Source organism: Streptosporangium brasiliense (genome assembly GCF_030811595.1).
Lineage (GTDB): Bacteria > Actinomycetota > Actinomycetes > Streptosporangiales > Streptosporangiaceae > Streptosporangium > Streptosporangium brasiliense.
In genome coordinates this window covers 2,707,335-2,722,739 of sequence record NZ_JAUSRB010000002.1, presented here as the reverse complement: position 1 = coordinate 2,722,739, position 15,405 = coordinate 2,707,335, and the positions used below count along the sequence as shown (strand labels likewise).

Genomic DNA, 15,405 nt, shown 5'->3' with positions numbered 1-15,405 from the left:
GGTGTCAGCATGAGCTATCGCTATGGCGAATACCGGGACGGGCCCGACCCGCTCGCCCCGCCGTACGACGTCCGTTCGGCGCTCGACCAGATGGGCGACGCCGTCCTGGCCGGCTCCAACCCCGGCCACGCCCTGCGGGACCTGCTCAAGCAGGGTCTGCCGGGCGCGCAGGACCGGCGCGGGCTCGACGACCTGCTCCGCGAGGTACGGCGGCGCCGCCGCGAGCTGCGCGAGCGCGGCCGGCTCGACGGCACCCTCGAACGGGCCAGGGCGCTGCTGGACAAGGCGATCGGCCAGGAGCGGAGCGAGCTGTTCCCCGACCCGTCGGACGAGGCCCGGCTGCGCGAGTCGGAGCTCGACGGCCTCCCGGACGACCCCGCCAGCGCCATCCAGGAGCTGAGCGGCTACGAATGGCGCTCGGCCGCCGCCCGGCAGACCTTCGAGGAGCTGCGCGACCTGCTGCGCAGGGAGGTGCTCGACAGCCAGTTCCGCGGCATGCGGGAGGCGCTGGCCAACCCCGACCCCGCCGCGATGGAGCGGGTCCGGCAGATGATGTCCGCGCTGAACGACATGCTCGACCGGGACGCGCGGGGCGAGCACACGCAGGCCGACTTCGAGGAGTTCATGTCGGACTACGGGGACATGTTCCCGGAGTCGCCGCGGAACCTGGAGGAGCTGGTCGACATCCTCGCGCGCCGGGCCGCCGCCACCCAGCGCCTGCTGGCCTCGCTCACCCCCCGCCAGCGCGAGGAGCTCAACGCGCTGATCAACCAGACGCTGGAGCAGGCCGGGATGGGCGAGCAGATGCGCCGCCTGGGCGAGTCCCTCTACTCCCGCCGCCCCGACCTCGCCTGGAACACCCCGGAGCGGCTGACCGGCGACGACCCGATGGGGATGGGCGACGCGGTGACCGCGCTGGACGAGCTCGCCGACCTGACCCAGCTGGAGGCCGCGCTCCGCCAGGACTATCCCGGCGCCCGGCTGGACGACATCGACGAGGCGGCGATCCGCCGCGCGCTGGGCCGTTCGGCCGTCGACGACCTGGAGGCGCTCCGGCAGATCGAGCGGGAGCTCGAGCAGCAGGGCTACCTGCGCCGCCAGCGCGGGAAGCTGGAGCTCACCCCCAAGGCGGTCCGCCGTCTCGGCGAGACCGCCCTGCGCCGCGTCTTCGCCTCACTCGACTCCGGCCGCCGCGGCGACCACGACCAGGTGGACGCCGGCGCCGCCGGGGAGCTCACCGGCTCCTCCCGGCCCTGGCGGTTCGGCGACGAGCAGCCCATCGACGTGGTGCGCACGGTGGTCAACGGCGTACGGCGCGGCGGGGGCGGCGGCACGGTCACCCTGTCCGTCGACGACTTCGAGGTGGCCGAGACCGAGAGGCGCACAGCAGCGGCGGTGTGCCTGCTGGTGGACCTGTCCTACTCGATGGCCCTGCGTGGCACCTGGGCGGCGGCCAAGCAGACCGCGATGGCCCTGCAGGCACTGGTCAGCTCGAAGTTCCCGCAGGACTCGGTGCAGATCATCGGCTTCTCCAACTACGCCCGCGTCCTGCAGCCCGACGAGCTCGCCGGGCTGGAGTGGGACATGGTCCAGGGCACGAACCTGCACCACGCCCTGCTGATCGCGGGCCGCCACCTCGACCGCCACCCCGACTTCGAGCCGGTGGTGCTCGTGGTCACCGACGGCGAGCCCACCGCCCACCTGCGGCGCAACGGCTCGGCGGCCTTCGAGTGGCCCCCCACCCAGGAGACGCTGGAGCTGACGCTCGCCGAGGTCGACAAGATGACCCGGCGCAGGGCGACGCTCAACGTGTTCATGCTCGCCGAGGACGAGCGTCTGAAGGAGTTCGTCAACGAGGTCGCCCGGCGCAACGGCGGCCGGGTGTTCTCCTCCGGCGCCGACCGCCTGGGCGAGTATGTCGTCAGCGACTTCCTGCGGACCCGCCGCACCCGCTGACCACGGGAGCGGCGGCTACGGGCCGGGCCGTACGCGCGGGACCGGCCATGCCGACCGAGAGAGGGCCGGCCGCGCGTGGCCGGCCACGCTGACCGCGAGAGGGCCGTACGCGCTGATCGCGTGCCGGCCGCGGGCGGGCCGTTCGGCGGCGGCTCAGGAGCGGGAGCGGGCGCTGCGGGTCTCCCCGGCGGGGACGCCGCCGCGGACCCGGCTCACGCGTCGGCGTAGGCGAGGTAGCCGTTGAGCGCGAGGTCGAAGCCGTCGCGGTAGTGGCGGTAGGAGCGGTAGCAGGGCCGCCAGGCCGTGCTGTTGCCCACGCCCGCCCGGGCGTCGGCGACGGCGGAGGGGACCCGCTCCGGGCGGAGCAGCAGGCCACCGCCGAGATAGCGGCCCTCGGCGAGCACCGTGCAGGTCTCGCGGTCACCGGAGACATAACGGCCGCGGCGCCAGCCGCTCTCCTCGTCCCACACCAGCGCCTCACCGCCGGCCAGGAGGATCGTGACGGTGCGCGGGTCGCAGGGACCCTCCCACCAGTCGACGGCCTCGGCGCCCAGCGCCTCGACGACACGGCTCGCGTAGAGAGCCGGCTGCCTCAGCCACTCGTCGGTGTATGGCTCGACATGTTTCACACCCACAGTGGGCACTCCCTTGTGCCGTCGTGCACGGTCCGTTCCGGCGCCCGCCCGGCACGGCCGCGACCTCACCGCCGACGACCTCGTCACACAGGAACAGGCTCGCCAGTGATCCTACTCACTCCACCGGGATGCTCAGGGCCGAAATGCGAAGATCTACCGTCGCACGACGACTGAAACGGGACCATCCGAAAATGTGACCTCTCCGTGACAACCACTTCTCCGTCCGCTCGGTCTTTACTCATCGATGGCGCTCGCCATCAGGGAACAGAAGTGAGGTTGTCCGATGGTCACGGCGATTCTCGTGGCGCTGATGCTCATCGCCTGCGTCTGCTACGAGCTGTGCGCGGTCTCCCGCACCCGCGACAGGCGGGACGCCTTCAGGACGGAGTGACCCCGCGTCCCCGCCCCAAGACCGGCGACATCCGGAGAACTCCCGCGCGCCATACCCATGCGAGATCATCGAAGGCTAATGTCTGGCGCATGACAGACCTGCTGCTCTGGCTGCACATCGGTTTCGCGATCTTCGCTCTGGGGCCGGTCACCGCCGCCACCATGTCCACGCCCAGGTTCATCCGCGCCAAGGACGTCAACGTCCTGCGCTACCTGCACAAGACCACGCGCGTCTACGCCATCGCGGCCATCGGCGTGTTCGTGTTCGGCCTGCTGCTGGGCCGCGAGTTCCTGGGCAAACCCTACTTGTCGGTCTCCATGACGCTCTTCATCGTCGCCGCGGTGCTCCTGGTCCTCGTGGACCGGGACCAACTCGCCGCCATCCGGGTCCTCAGCGCGGAGAACCCGGGTGACGACGCGAAGATGCAGACCGGCCGGATCGCCGCGTTCTCCGGCGTGGTGGCGCTGATCTGGCTGGTCATCCTGGCGCTGATGGTCTGGGGCGACCCGTACTGATCGGGGCGCCTCAGACCCACCGGCCCCACGCCGGGGCGGGGCGGCCCGTACCCGCCGCCCCGGCCCGGCGCCGTCCAGCCCGGCGTCTTCCGGCCCACCGGCCACCGGCCGTACCGGTCTGAGCCGTACCGGCCTTACTGGCCTGTGCCGTACTGGCCTGTGCCGTAACTGGCCTGAGAGGCCGGGTACGGCTAGCCCAGCGCCTGGCTCAGGTCGGCGAGCAGGTCGTCGATCGACTCGATGCCGACCGACAGGCGGACCAGGTCACCGGGGACCTCCAGCGGCGAGCCCGCCGCGGAGGCGTGGGTCATCCGGCCGGGGTGCTCGATCAGCGACTCGACGCCGCCGAGCGACTCGCCCAGGGTGAAAAGCTTGGCCCGGTTGCACACCTCGACCGCCTCGGCCTCTCCTCCGGCGACCCGGAAGGAGACCATGCCGCCGAAACGCTTCATCTGCTTGGCCGCGACCTCGTGACCGGGGTGGTCGGGCAGCCCCGGGTAGAGCACCGAGGTCACCCGCGGGTGGGCCAGCAGGAGGTCGACCACCCGCTCGGCGTTGTCGGAGTGGCGGTCCATCCGCACCCCGAGCGTCTTGAGACCGCGCAGCGTCAGCCACGCGTCGAAGGGCCCGGCCACCGCGCCCATCGCGTTCTGGTGGAAGGCGAGCTCGGCGCCCAGCTCGGCGTCGGCCGTGACGAGCGCGCCGCCGACCACGTCGGAATGGCCGCCCACGTATTTGGTGGTGGAGTGCACCACGATGTCCGCGCCCAGCGACAGCGGCTGCTGAAGGTAGGGCGAGGCGAAGGTGTTGTCGACCACCAGCAGCGCGCCGTTGTCGTGCGCGAGCTCGGCCAGGGCCGCGATGTCGGCGATGCCGAGCAGCGGGTTGGTGGGCGTCTCCACCCATACGATCTTGGTCTTCTGGGTCATGGCGGCCGCGACCGCGCTCAGGTCGCCGAGCGGCGCCGGGTCGTAGCGCAGGCCCCAGCGCGCGTGCACCTTGGAGAACAGCCGGTAGGTGCCGCCGTAGGCGTCGTTCGGGATGATGACGTGGTCATCCGGCTTGCAGACCGTGCGGAGCACGGCGTCCTCGGCCGCCAGGCCGGAGGCGAAGGCCAGGCCCCTGGTGCCACCCTCGACGGCCGCCATGGCCTCTTCCAGGGCGGTCCTGGTCGGGTTGGCCGACCGGCTGTATTCGTACCCGGCGCGCAGCCCGCCCACGCCGTCCTGCTTGTACGTCGACACTGCATAGATCGGCGGGACGACCGCCCCTGTGTGGGGCTCGGCCTCCTGACCTGCGTGGATGGCAAGCGTCTCGAATCCTTCACTCATACCGCCAACGCTACTCGTAAAACCGCCTGCGCCATGCGGCAGCATGAGGGGGCCGCGGGCCGGACGGCCACCGATCAGGCCGCCCGGGGTTCGCGGTTGCCCGTTCCAGCCGGACGGCCACCGATCGGACCGCCCGGGGTTCGCGGTTGTCCGCTCCGGCCGGACGGCCCGCCGTACAGACCGCTCCGCCGGACGGCCCGCCGTACGGGCCGGACCGGGCGGCGGTCCACCGGTCAGGCCGCCTGGGGCTCGCGGCTGTCCACCAGGCGCGGCCGCAGCCGCACGACCTCTCCGCCGGCGGCCACCTGCGGGACCTGGATGTGGCGGCCGCTGGCGCCCTCGGCGGGCTCCCCGTTGATGCGCGACAGCAGGACGGGGTCCGCGAGTGCCAGAGACACCACGACCACGAGTCCGGCGGCCAGCAACATGATCCCGATGACGGTCATTTCCCTCTCCCCTTCGACACCTCAAGCATCGGTGGCGGGCCCCCCGCCCCGCCTCCGCTGAAGGGCCGGTCCGGGGGCGGACGGGTCGGCCGAACGGTTGATATGTCACTCAGCCGGGAGGCTTAGGCTCGGGGGCCGTGGGTGAAACACATCGCGTCGTTTACTGGATCCAGCGGCTCAGCGAGTTCGCGCTCATCGGGTGGCTCTCGCTGCTGCTCATGGTCGACCTCGCGGCGGCGGTGTCGGACGGCGGCTGGGCGATGTGGCTGAGCCCGCTGTGCGGCCTCGCCGGCATCCTGGCCGTGCTGTGGCGCCGCACGAGGCGGGTCGGCGGGTTCGTCGCCGTCCTGGTGCTGTCGCTCACCTGCACCCTGGTCATCGGGGCCACCGGCGGCCGCGGGTTCCCGGGGGTGGCCGAGACGGGATCGCTGCTGATCCTGACCATCGGCGGGCTGCGCTGGATCGAGCCGATCAAGCGGGCCGCGCTGTTCTCCGTCGCCTCGATGATCGTGCTGGAGACGGCGGCGGGGCGGACGAACCATGGCAACGAGTCCGTGGCCGCCAGTTTCCTCATCTTCGTCGGCTGGTCCGTCGCCGCCGCGGTCGGCGCCTACCTCCGCTTCCAGCTGGAGCGGCGCAGGGAGGCGGTGAACTCCGTACGGCGGGCCGAACGCCTGGAGCTCGCCAGGGAGCTGCACGACCTGGTCGCCCACCACATCACCGGGATCGTCGTCCAGGCGCAGGCGGCCAAGGTCGTCGCCGAGCAGAAGCCGGAGGCCGTGGTCCCCTCGCTGGAGGCGATCGCCAACGCCGGCGCCGACGCGCTCACCTCGATGCGCCGCCTGGTGAGCGTGCTGCGGGCCGAGGACGAGGCCGCCCGTTCCCCCGGCAGCAGGCTCGTCGACATGCGCACGATGGTGGAGCGCTTCTCCGCCGGCGGCCCCCGGGTCGCCTTCGACATCGGCCAGGGCATCGACGACGAGACCCTGGCCCCGGAGGTGATGACCACCCTCCACCGGGTCCTGCAGGAGTCGCTCACCAACGTCCGGCGGCACGCCCCGGGCACCGGCTGGGTGGAGGCGGACCTGCGGCTGATCGCCGCCCCCGACGGGCCGGCCGGACCCGGCCGGCGCTCCCCGAACGGCAGGCCGGATCCGCGGATCCGGCCGGGCCGCGCGACGGGCACGGTGCGACTGCGCGTGCGCAACTACGGCTCGGCCTCCGACACCAGGGTCTCCCGGCTGGGCGGCGGGTTCGGCCTGGTGGGCATGGCTGAGCGCGTCGAGGCGCTCGGCGGCCGCCTGGTCGCCGGCCCCACCCCCGAGGGAGCCTGGGAGGTGCTGGCGGAGTTTCCCGTCTGACTAGTGGTTGGCGAGGAAGGCCAGCAGGTCCTGCCGGGTGAGCAGCCCGACGGGCTTGCCGTCGTCGAGGACGACCGCGGCGTCGGCCTTCTCCAGCGCCTCGACCGCCATGGAGACCGGCTCGCCCGCGCCGATCATCGGCAGCGGCTGGGACATGTGACCGGCCAGCGGGTCGTTCGGCCGCACCCGGCCGCGGTAGAGGGCGTCGAGCAGGTCGCGCTCCAGGATCGAGCCGACCACCTCGGCGGCCATGACCGGCGGCTCCTCCTTCATCACCGGGAGCTGCGACACGCCGTACTCCCGCATGATGGAGATGGCCGTGTCCACCGACTCGTGCGGGTGGGTGTGCACGAACTCCGGCATGCCCGAGCCCTTGCGGGTCAGCACGTCCTTGACCAGGCCCTCGTCGCTGGAGGTGGTCAGGAAGCCGTAGTCGGCCATCCAGTCGTCGTTGAAGATCTTCGACAGGTAGCCCCGGCCGCCGTCGGGCAGCAGCACCACGACCACGTCGTCCGGCCCGGCCTGCTTGGCCACGCGCAGCGCCGCGACCGCCGCCATGCCGCAGGACCCGCCCACCAGCAGCGCCTCCTCGCGGGCCAGGCGGCGGGTCATGCCGAAGGAGTCCTTGTCGGAGACGGCGATGATCTCGTCGCAGATCGTGGTGTCGTAGGTGGCCGGCCAGATGTCCTCGCCGACCCCCTCCACCAGGTAGGGCCGTCCGGTGCCGCCGGAGTAGACCGAGCCCTCCGGGTCGGCGCCGATGATCTTCACCCGGCCGCCGGAGACCTCCTTGAGGTAGCGGCCGGTGCCGCTGATCGTGCCGCCCGTGCCGACGCCCGCCACGAAGTGGGTGATCCGGCCCTCGGTCTGCTCCCAGATCTCCGGGCCGGTGGAGTGGTAGTGGCTGTCAGGGTTGTTCTGGTTGGAGTACTGGTCCGGCTTCCAGGCGTTCGGCGTGTCCCTGGCCAGCCGGTCGGAGACGGAGTAGTAGGAGTCGGGGTGGTCGGGCGAGACCGCCGTCGGGCAGACCACGACCTCGGCACCGTAGGCGCGCAGGACCGCGATCTTGTCCTGGGCGACCTTGTCGGGCACCACGAACAGGCACTTGTAGCCCCGCTGCTGCGCGACGATGGCCAGGCCGACCCCCGTGTTGCCCGACGTGGGCTCCACGATCGTGCCCCCGGGGCGCAGCTCGCCCGATTTCTCCGCGGCGTCGATCATCCGCACCGCGATCCGGTCTTTCACCGAGCCGCCCGGGTTGAAATACTCCACCTTGGCCAGCACCTGGGCCGGCAGCCCCGCCGACACATTGTGCAGCCGGACGAGTGGAGTGTTGCCCATCAGCTCCACGAGTGAATCATGTACGCGCACCGGGTGATCACCTCGAAATACCAAAGCTCTGTCAGCTTGTTGTGTTGGGCGCCGAGATCCCCTGGGGGTGGGTGGGGCTCGGCTAGTTTCAAGGCAACGCTACCGCCGCGCCGCATCGAGGGAGCAACACCACGTGACCTGGACACCGGGGGCGGCGCGGGCCGCCCGGCGCATAGCGGCCGCAGCGGCCGTGGGCGGTGGCGGGCTCACCGCGCTCGGAGTGGCCACCTACGGTGTGCTGCTCGCCGAGGCGCTGGTGGCCCGCCGGATCGTCGGCCGCCCGCACGGCATGGAGGGACCGCCGTCGGACGGGCTCTACGGCGACTTCCCGGGCGAGCCGATCCGGATGGTCATGCTCGGCGACTCCACCTCGGTCGGCCTGGGCACCACCGACCCCGCGGAGACCCCGGCCGTGCTGATCGCCTCGGGGCTGGCCGTCGTCGCCGAGCGGCCGGTGCGGCTGACCGTGGTCGGCAAGTCGGGCGCGGCCTCCGCCGAGCTGGGCGAGCAGGTGGACCAGGCGCTCGACGCCGACCCCGAGATAGCGGTGATCTTCATCGGCGCCAACGACGTCACCACCCAGACGCTGCCCGCGCAGGCCGTACGGCATCTGCAGAAGGCCGTGCGGCGGCTGCGCGAGGCGGGGGCCGAGGTCGTCGTGGGCACCTGTCCCGACCTCGGCACGGTCCGGCCGATCGTGCAGCCGCTGCGCTGGGTGACCCGGCGCTGGAGCCGCCAGCTCGCCGCCGCGCAGACGGTCGCCGTGGTCGAGGCGGGCGGGCGGACGGTGGCCTTCGCGGACCTGCTGGGGGCGGAATTCGATGCAAACCCAGCCGAAATGTTCGGACCGGATCGTTTCCATCCATCTGTCCAAGGTTATCTACAGGTTGCTTACGCGGTGCTACCTTCTGTAGGCAGTGCGTTGGGACTGTGGCCCGAACCACGGGTCCGGCGCAGTGAGTCGATCTACCTCGCGGCGGCTATGGCCGCGGAGGAACCCGGCACCGAGGTCTCCGCGACCCGCGTCGCCGGCCGAGCAACCGGACCCCACGGACGGTGGGTGACGATGTTCCGCCGGAGGCCAGGGGCGCCGCCTCACGACGCCTGAACCCGGTTACCCTCCGCGGCGAAGTCGTGACCCTCTCGCCGACCTTGGAGTGGAATGCCCGTGATCTGGCCTCACGCGAAACCGGCCCTGCTGCTCGCCGGAGCCCTGGCCCTGGCCGGCTGCTCCGGCAGTGAAGCGGCCACACCGGCCCATCCCACCTGGCACAACACCGAGGTGAACGCGGTCAGCCGCACCACCGCCGCCGGCGGGGTCGCCATGACGACCTCCATGAGGCCCGACGGCGCCCTGGAGACGGTGGCCGTCGACCTCGCCTCGGGCAAGAAACTGTGGGCCCATCCCGCGACCATGGCCGGCCGTCTGCCGGGGATGGGGATCCCGGCGCCGGCGATCGTCGAGACCGGGCCGGGCCAGGCCGTCGCGGTGGCGATCGACCCCGCCAGGCGGGGCCGCTGGAACGCCACGCTCATCGCCCGTGACGCGAGGACCGGCGCGCAGAAGTGGACCCGCCCGGTGCACTCCACGTTCGGGCCGCAGCGGTGCGGGGCGTTCGTGTGCCTGTCGGAGCAGACCGCCCTCGCCACGGCCCGGGTCGTCGTGCTCGACCCCGCCACCGGCCGGCTGATGTGGAAGCTCCCCGGCATCGCCGAGGTCGAGTGGTCCGACGCCTCCCGCGTGGTCCTCCTGCGCCTGGCCCAGCACCCCGTCCTGGAGTCCTACGACCTGAAGACCGGGAAGGCCGGCTGGCGGCTCCCCGTCGAGCAGCCCCTCGGCACCGGGGTCGACATGTCGGGCGGCTGGTCGTTCGGCGCGACGGCCGACAACCTCATCGGCTACGTCGCCCCCTACACCCACCCGGAGACGGAGAAGGTCTCCGCCTTCGGCCTGTTCTCCGTCAAGCTCGCCGACGGCACGGTCAACTGGATCCGCCCCTCGGTGGTGCGCGTCTACCCCAGCGGCAGCCCCGGCTACGCACCGGTGGTCCGCCCGGTCGACCAGCAGGGCCAGTACGGCGGTTTCGCCCGGCTCGACGCCGAGAGCGGCCGGGTCCTCGGCCAGATCCCCGCCACCCAGGTCCCCGACTCGGGCTGGTGGCTGGCCTTCCCCGCCCGGATGGACAGGCTCGGCTTCCTCAAGCACGGCAGGCCGGGCAGCGCCTTCGACCTGGCCACCGGCCAGAACGCCGAGGTCAAGGACGCGCGGGGCTGGTCCTTCTGCGTCACCGATCCCAAGCCCCTCGCCCTCAAGGGCCAGAACCCGGGCTTCTACTCGGTCGCCTCGCTGTGCGAGTTCGAGCTGGCCGACGGCAGGAAGGTCGCGGGCTCCGGCGCCCCGCCGGCCTGGTTCACCGGCAGCCAGGACGGCTGGCGGACGTGGCGTGACGAGCGGGGCGGCCTGCACGGGATCAAGGACAGCACCGGCACCGCGCCGGGCATGTACGGCTGACGCACGGAGCGGGTACCGGCACCGCGCCGGGCATGTAAGGCTGACGCGCGGAGCAGACACGGCCGGCGCACTCCGGACATGTACGGCTGACGCGCGGAGCAGACACGGCCGGCGCACTCCGGGCCGGCCCGGCCGGGGGCGGCGCTCCCCCGTGACGGGCCCCGTCTCCGGGCGGGGTCCCGGTGCGCGCCGTACAAAGTTCTGTTTCATCCCGCCCCGGGGCGTGGCATCCGAGCTACCGCGCGGTAACCTCCGCATGAGGAGCGACCAACGAACCCAGGAGAGCCACATGCCCGAGGCAGTCATCGTCGCGACCGCGCGCTCGCCGATCGGACGCGCCTTCAAGGGGTCCCTCAAGGACATCCGCCCCGACGATCTGACCGTGCAGATGATCAAGGCCGCGCTGGCCAAGGTCCCGCAGCTCGACCCGGCCACCATCGACGACCTGATGCTGGGCTGCGGCCTGCCGGGCGGGGAGCAGGGATTCAACATGGCCCGCGTGGTCTCCACCCTGCTCGGGCTGGACACCGTGCCCGGCACCACCATCACCCGCTACTGCTCGTCCTCGCTGCAGACCACCAGGATGGCCCTGCACGCGATCAGGGCGGGCGAGGGCGACGTGTTCGTCTCGGCGGGCGTGGAGTGCGTCTCCCGCTTCGCCACGGGCAACTCCGACTCGCTGCCCGACACGCAGAACACGCTGTTCGACGAGGCCCGCGCCCGTTCGGCCAGGGCCGCCGAGGGCGGCGGCGGCGTCTGGCACGACCCGCGCGAGGACGGCGCGGTGCCCGACGTCTACATCGCGATGGGCCAGACCGCGGAGAACCTGGCCGGGCTCAAGGGCGTCTCCCGCCAGGAGCAGGACGAGTTCGGCGTCCGGTCCCAGAACCTGGCCGAGAAGGCCATCGCCAACGGCTTCTGGGAGAGCGACATCACCCCGGTCACCCTGCCCGACGGGACCGTGGTCAGCAAGGACGACGGCCCTCGCGCGGGCACCACCTACGAGGCGGTCTCGCAGCTCAAGCCGGTCTTCCGCCCGGACGGGACGGTCACCGCCGGCAACTGCTGCGCGCTGAACGACGGCGCCGCCGCGGTGATCGTGATGAGCGACACCAGGGCCGCCGAACTCGGCATCACCCCGCTCGCCCGGATCGTCTCCACCGGCGTGACCGGCCTGTCACCCGAGATCATGGGCCTGGGCCCGGTCGAGGCCTCCAAGCAGGCCCTGGCCCGGGCCGGCATGTCCATCGGCGACGTGGACCTCGTCGAGATCAACGAGGCTTTCGCCGCCCAGGTCATCCCGTCCTACCAGGACCTCGGCATCGACCTCGACCGGCTCAATGTCAACGGCGGCGCCATCGCGGTGGGCCACCCGTTCGGCATGACCGGTGCCCGGATCACCTCCACGCTGATCAACAGCCTCCGGTTCCACGACAGGTCGATCGGCCTGGAGACCATGTGCGTGGGCGGCGGCCAGGGCATGGCCATGGTCCTGGAGCGCCTCAGCTAGTGGTCGCGCCCGTTAATTCGTCGGGGGTCATCCGGCCAGCGGGTGCGGTGCATGCCGGTCGTGCTGTCTGATGCGTGCCAGGAGGCGGTTGAGGTCGGTGCGGGTGAACTTCCAGTCGAAGGGCCTGGCTGCGGCGTTGTAGTGGTTCTCGAAGGCGAGGATTTGGGCGGCGAGCTCATCGAGGTCCTCAAAGTCGTCGGGGCTGAGGAGCTTGCGCTGGATGACGGAGAAGTAGACCTCGATCTGGTTGAGCCAGGAGGCGTGGACGGGCAGATGGACCATCTGGGCGTTCGGGTAGGCGTCGCTGAGCCGGGCTGCCGCCGCCCAGTTCCGGTGCGAGGAGCCGTTGTCCACGACCCAAAAGACCCGCCTGGCCGAAGCGTATGGCTCGCTCTGCATCACCTGGTCCACGAGCGCGGTGAACGGCCTGATGCCAGTGGTTGGCTCGCACCGACCCATGACCCGGGCATGATGGACGTCGTAGGCGGCCAGGTAGGCGAGGGTGCCGAAGCGGTGGTACTCGCTCTCGATCCGCATCGCCCGCCCCGGCCCCGGTGGGAGCGGGAGGTGGATGCGCATGCGGGCCTGGACGCCGGGCTTCTCGTCGGCGCTGAGCACGTACTCGTCCTCACCGAGCGGCTCCCCTTCCCATTCCCGCTGGTAGAGGTCCAGGACGCGGGATGCCTTGAGGGCGAAGTGCGGGTCACGAGGAAAGATCCACGACCGGTGCTGCCAGGGCTTCAGGGCGTCGTCGGCGAGCCAGCGGCGCACGGTGGACGCCGAGGGCGCGGGAGCGATGCCGCTGGCTGCCGTATGGCGGGCCAGCTCGGGGCAGGTCCATCGGGCCAGGGGAGTTCCGCTCGAGGTGGGCATCTCGCACGCGAGGGCCTTGACCCCGGCCACGATGCGGGCGGAGAACACGCGCGGCCTGCCGGGGCGCGGCGCGTCGGCCAGCCCCTCGATGCCCTGTTCACAGTACCGACGCCGCCATTTGCGGGCCGTGTCCTGGCAGATGCCCAGTCGCTCCGCGATCATCCGGTTCGCTGTGCCCGCCGCGGCGAGCAGCACAATCTGTGATCGCAGCACCAGGCGAAACGGCGCTGAGCCGCGCCGGGACAGGGACTCCAGCTCAGCGCGCTCAGCGTCGCCAAGGCATATGACATAGGGACTGGAGGGCATGCCCTCCATGGTGCAGCCAGGCGGGTAGGGCACGATGGCCGTATGGCAAGGCCACCTGAGTCGACCATGACCTCGCTACGCCAGCGCCTGGCCGCCAGGGCACGCGAGCGCTGGCCTCAGCTCGCCGGCATCACCGTCCGCTATCACGGCGAGTTCGCCTATGTCGCCGGCCGGCTCCCCGATGGCACCACCCTGCCGCTCTGCCGGCTCCGCTACGCTGGATCCGCCACCAGCTGGGGGTTCGCCATTTACCGCGCCAGCCACGACGACTACGAGAAGTCCGTCCTGTCCACCGGCTACCCGGCCGGCACCCCGCAGGAAGCCCTCGACTGCGCCTGTGGCCTCTACCTCGGCGACACTACGGCCTGGCTCAACCCGCCATCCCCGACGAATTAACGGGCGCGACCACTAGTCACCCGTGGACGTCGGGACCGGCGCGGGTGATCTCGATCCTCAGGATCACCCGCCTGTCCCGCTCCATGGCCCTGCGGTAGTCGTCCCAGTCGGGGTGCTCGCCGGAGATGTCACGGTAGTAACTGACCAGGGGTTCCATCGCCTCGGGCAGCGAGACGATCTCCGCGGTGCCCTCGATCTGGATCCACTCACCGTAGAAGGCGTCGGTCGTCACGCAGAGCGCCACCTGGGGGTCCCTGCGGAGGTTACGGACCTTCGCCGCGGTCTCCCTGGTGCTGACGATCACGTGCCCCTCGGCGTCGACCCCTACGGTGACCGGGGACATCTGCGGCCGCCCGTCGGCGTGCCGGGTCAGCAGGACCGCGTGATGGTTGTCGCGGATGAAGTTACGTGCCTTGTCGAGATCCATGGCACCATCATGCACGCTCACCCACGCGAAGATCAGGTATGTGGAGGCCGGGCTCGCGCGTGCGAGGACCCGCGCCGCTGGACGGGGCGCGGGCCCTTCAGAAGGTAGGCGGCTTACAGGTGACGGCTGCGGCGGTGGCGCTCGTGCTCGTGCACGATGGCGGCGGCGTAGCCATGGGTCAGCCCGTGCTCGTCGGCGAGCCAGTTGGCACGCTCGTCGCAGCGCAGGAAAGACGGGCCGTTGTCGATAGCCTGGAACCACTCTGGGAGTGCGCGTCCCGTGATGTCCGGGACCCTTGCGATCAGCTTGCTCTGCGTCTCCATCGAGTGGTTCAACGACATGGGCACCTCCACGGATAGGGCTCCTTTGCTCGACAGTGCATCACGAGTCCGCAGATAGCAAGCCCTCACTAGCTGGTCATCGGTGATGATTCGTCGCTCATTGGTGGCTTCTCGTTCACCGGCGTTCCCATCCTGAGCAAGAAGAAACCCCCGCCTCCTGAGCAAGAAGAAACCCCCGCCGGAGACACTCCGACGGGGGCTCTCGCCTACGCTCAGTCGCTGCTGGAGAAGTAGCTCAGCAGACGGAGGATCTCCAGGTAGATCCAGACCAGGGTGACCGTCAGGCCGAAGGCCATCAGCCAGGAGTATTTCTCCGGGGCGCCGGCGCGCACGCCCTGCTCGACCGAGTCGAAGTCGAGCAGCAGGAAGAAGCACCCGACGAGGATCGCGGCGATGCTGAACACGTAGGCCAGGGCGCCGCCGGAGCGGATGCCGATGCCGTCGGCGATGAAGAAGGTCGCGACCCAGTTGACGAGCATGAGCCCCATCAGGCCCAGGCCCGCCGCCACGACGAACTTGGTGAACTTCGGCGTGACACGGACGATGCGCAGCGAATACACGACGAGTGTGGCGGCGAAGGCGAGGGCCGTGCCGACCACCGCCTGGAAGACGATGCCGCTGAACCGGTCGTTGTAGATGTGGCTGGCCACACCGACGGCGACACCGTAGGAGACCGCGTAACCGAGGATCAGCGCCGGGTTCATGCTCTGTTTGAACGAGATGATCAGACCGAGCACCAGGCCGACGAGCACGCCGGCGATCATCGCGCCGATGCCGAGGTTGAGCGCCCAGGCCACGGCCGCCGAGACGGTCAGGGTGCCCAGGGTGATGAAGCCGCGCACCACCACGTCGTCGATCGTCATGGTCCGCTGTGCGGGGGGTGCGTACGCCGGCCTGTCGTACATGCCCTGAAGCTGGTCAGGGGTGGGGGTCGGCGATCCCCACGACTGCTGGTGCCCCTTGGACTGCCGACTGAATACGGGGTTCTTACTCTCCATCGCTGCCTCCACGCTGCGACCTACGCGATCAGCGTA

At 71.1% G+C, this 15,405-nt stretch carries 15 protein-coding genes; 7 read left to right on the top strand and 8 right to left on the bottom strand.

All coding sequences use genetic code 11. The annotated features are described in order from the left end of the window. Nucleotides 1–9: 9 nt before the first annotated feature. Nucleotides 10–1,956 (top strand): vWA domain-containing protein, encoded by a 1,947-nt coding sequence (locus tag J2S55_RS21315; protein ID WP_306863789.1) that lies wholly within the window; start codon nucleotides 10–12, stop codon nucleotides 1,954–1,956. 212 nt (nucleotides 1,957–2,168) lie between these two features. Here the strand turns inward: J2S55_RS21315 and J2S55_RS21310 are convergent, their stop codons facing one another. Then, a complete protein-coding gene (locus J2S55_RS21310; protein ID WP_306863786.1) occupies nucleotides 2,169–2,591 on the bottom strand; it encodes a DUF6292 family protein in 423 nt (140 codons plus the stop codon). A gap of 480 nt (nucleotides 2,592–3,071) precedes the next feature. On the opposite strand from J2S55_RS21310, the gene J2S55_RS21305 reads away from it, so the two are divergent. Continuing rightward, nucleotides 3,072–3,497, top strand: a complete 426-nt coding sequence (locus tag J2S55_RS21305) for a hypothetical protein (protein ID WP_306863784.1) — start codon at nucleotides 3,072–3,074, stop codon at nucleotides 3,495–3,497. A gap of 191 nt (nucleotides 3,498–3,688) precedes the next feature. Here J2S55_RS21305 and J2S55_RS21300 read toward each other — a convergent pair whose 3' ends face one another. Both J2S55_RS21300 and J2S55_RS21295 read right to left on the bottom strand, forming a co-directional pair. After that, complete coding sequence (locus J2S55_RS21300; RefSeq protein WP_306863783.1) at nucleotides 3,689–4,828, bottom strand: cystathionine gamma-synthase; 1,140 nt, start codon at nucleotides 4,826–4,828, stop codon at nucleotides 3,689–3,691. A 233-nt stretch (nucleotides 4,829–5,061) separates the two neighbouring features. Next, nucleotides 5,062–5,274, bottom strand: coding sequence for a hypothetical protein (locus J2S55_RS21295; protein WP_306863781.1), 213 nt, complete (start codon nucleotides 5,272–5,274; stop codon nucleotides 5,062–5,064). A gap of 137 nt (nucleotides 5,275–5,411) precedes the next feature. On the opposite strand from J2S55_RS21295, the gene J2S55_RS21290 reads away from it, so the two are divergent. Continuing rightward, a complete protein-coding gene (locus J2S55_RS21290) occupies nucleotides 5,412–6,635 on the top strand; it encodes a sensor histidine kinase (protein ID WP_306863779.1) in 1,224 nt (407 codons plus the stop codon). Here the strand turns inward: J2S55_RS21290 and J2S55_RS21285 are convergent, their stop codons facing one another. Then, the gene (locus J2S55_RS21285; protein WP_306863777.1) at nucleotides 6,636–8,006 is read right to left on the bottom strand and encodes a cystathionine beta-synthase; all 1,371 of its coding nucleotides are present in this window, start codon (nucleotides 8,004–8,006) and stop codon (nucleotides 6,636–6,638) included. It lies immediately after the preceding gene. 133 nt (nucleotides 8,007–8,139) lie between these two features. On the opposite strand from J2S55_RS21285, the gene J2S55_RS21280 reads away from it, so the two are divergent. The 3 genes from J2S55_RS21280 to J2S55_RS21270 all read left to right on the top strand — a co-directional run bounded on the left by J2S55_RS21280 (nucleotide 8,140) and on the right by J2S55_RS21270 (nucleotide 12,028). Next, entirely contained in the window at nucleotides 8,140–9,114 is a 975-nt protein-coding gene (locus J2S55_RS21280; RefSeq protein ID WP_306863774.1) for an SGNH/GDSL hydrolase family protein, read from the top strand. Nucleotides 9,115–9,168: 54 nt separating this feature from the next. Next, a complete protein-coding gene (locus J2S55_RS21275; RefSeq protein ID WP_306863771.1) occupies nucleotides 9,169–10,518 on the top strand; it encodes an outer membrane protein assembly factor BamB family protein in 1,350 nt (449 codons plus the stop codon). Between the two features lie 289 nt (nucleotides 10,519–10,807). Next, complete coding sequence (locus tag J2S55_RS21270; protein ID WP_306863769.1) at nucleotides 10,808–12,028, top strand: acetyl-CoA C-acetyltransferase; 1,221 nt, start codon at nucleotides 10,808–10,810, stop codon at nucleotides 12,026–12,028. A gap of 27 nt (nucleotides 12,029–12,055) precedes the next feature. On the opposite strand, the gene J2S55_RS21265 is transcribed toward J2S55_RS21270, so the two are convergent. After that, nucleotides 12,056–13,207 carry an IS630 family transposase gene (locus J2S55_RS21265; RefSeq protein ID WP_306863766.1) on the bottom strand — a complete coding sequence of 384 codons (1,152 nt, stop codon included), beginning with the start codon at nucleotides 13,205–13,207 and terminating at the stop codon, nucleotides 12,056–12,058. A 42-nt stretch (nucleotides 13,208–13,249) separates the two neighbouring features. On the opposite strand from J2S55_RS21265, the gene J2S55_RS21260 reads away from it, so the two are divergent. Next, complete coding sequence (locus J2S55_RS21260; protein WP_306863763.1) at nucleotides 13,250–13,603, top strand: hypothetical protein; 354 nt, start codon at nucleotides 13,250–13,252, stop codon at nucleotides 13,601–13,603. 16 nt (nucleotides 13,604–13,619) lie between these two features. Here the strand turns inward: J2S55_RS21260 and J2S55_RS21255 are convergent, their stop codons facing one another. From J2S55_RS21255 to J2S55_RS21245, 3 genes are all read right to left on the bottom strand, one after another. Beyond that, the gene (locus J2S55_RS21255; protein ID WP_306863761.1) at nucleotides 13,620–14,030 is read right to left on the bottom strand and encodes a PPOX class F420-dependent oxidoreductase; all 411 of its coding nucleotides are present in this window, start codon (nucleotides 14,028–14,030) and stop codon (nucleotides 13,620–13,622) included. Between the two features lie 113 nt (nucleotides 14,031–14,143). Beyond that, entirely contained in the window at nucleotides 14,144–14,371 is a 228-nt protein-coding gene (locus J2S55_RS21250) for a DUF4287 domain-containing protein (RefSeq protein ID WP_306875516.1), read from the bottom strand. 212 nt (nucleotides 14,372–14,583) lie between these two features. After that, nucleotides 14,584–15,369, bottom strand: coding sequence for a Bax inhibitor-1/YccA family protein (locus J2S55_RS21245; protein WP_306863758.1), 786 nt, complete (start codon nucleotides 15,367–15,369; stop codon nucleotides 14,584–14,586). Nucleotides 15,370–15,405: the final 36 nt, after the last annotated feature.

Bases quoted from the DNA above. Each gene is read 5' to 3' on its own strand.
- J2S55_RS21315 (WP_306863789.1), top strand. From the start codon at position 10: ATGAGCTATCGCTATGGCGAATACCGGGACGGGCCCGACCCGCTCGCC.
- J2S55_RS21305 (WP_306863784.1), top strand. From the start codon at position 3,072: ATGACAGACCTGCTGCTCTGGCTGCACATCGGTTTCGCGATCTTCGCT.
- J2S55_RS21300 (WP_306863783.1), bottom strand. From the start codon at position 4,828: ATGAGTGAAGGATTCGAGACGCTTGCCATCCACGCAGGTCAGGAGGCC.
- J2S55_RS21295 (WP_306863781.1), bottom strand. From the start codon at position 5,274: ATGACCGTCATCGGGATCATGTTGCTGGCCGCCGGACTCGTGGTCGTG.
- J2S55_RS21275 (WP_306863771.1), top strand. From the start codon at position 9,169: ATGCCCGTGATCTGGCCTCACGCGAAACCGGCCCTGCTGCTCGCCGGA.
- J2S55_RS21270 (WP_306863769.1), top strand. From the start codon at position 10,808: ATGCCCGAGGCAGTCATCGTCGCGACCGCGCGCTCGCCGATCGGACGC.
- J2S55_RS21265 (WP_306863766.1), bottom strand. From the start codon at position 13,207: ATGCCCTCCAGTCCCTATGTCATATGCCTTGGCGACGCTGAGCGCGCT.
- J2S55_RS21260 (WP_306863763.1), top strand. From the start codon at position 13,250: ATGGCAAGGCCACCTGAGTCGACCATGACCTCGCTACGCCAGCGCCTG.
- J2S55_RS21255 (WP_306863761.1), bottom strand. From the start codon at position 14,030: ATGGATCTCGACAAGGCACGTAACTTCATCCGCGACAACCATCACGCG.
- J2S55_RS21250 (WP_306875516.1), bottom strand. From the start codon at position 14,371: ATGTCGTTGAACCACTCGATGGAGACGCAGAGCAAGCTGATCGCAAGG.
- J2S55_RS21245 (WP_306863758.1), bottom strand. From the start codon at position 15,369: ATGGAGAGTAAGAACCCCGTATTCAGTCGGCAGTCCAAGGGGCACCAG.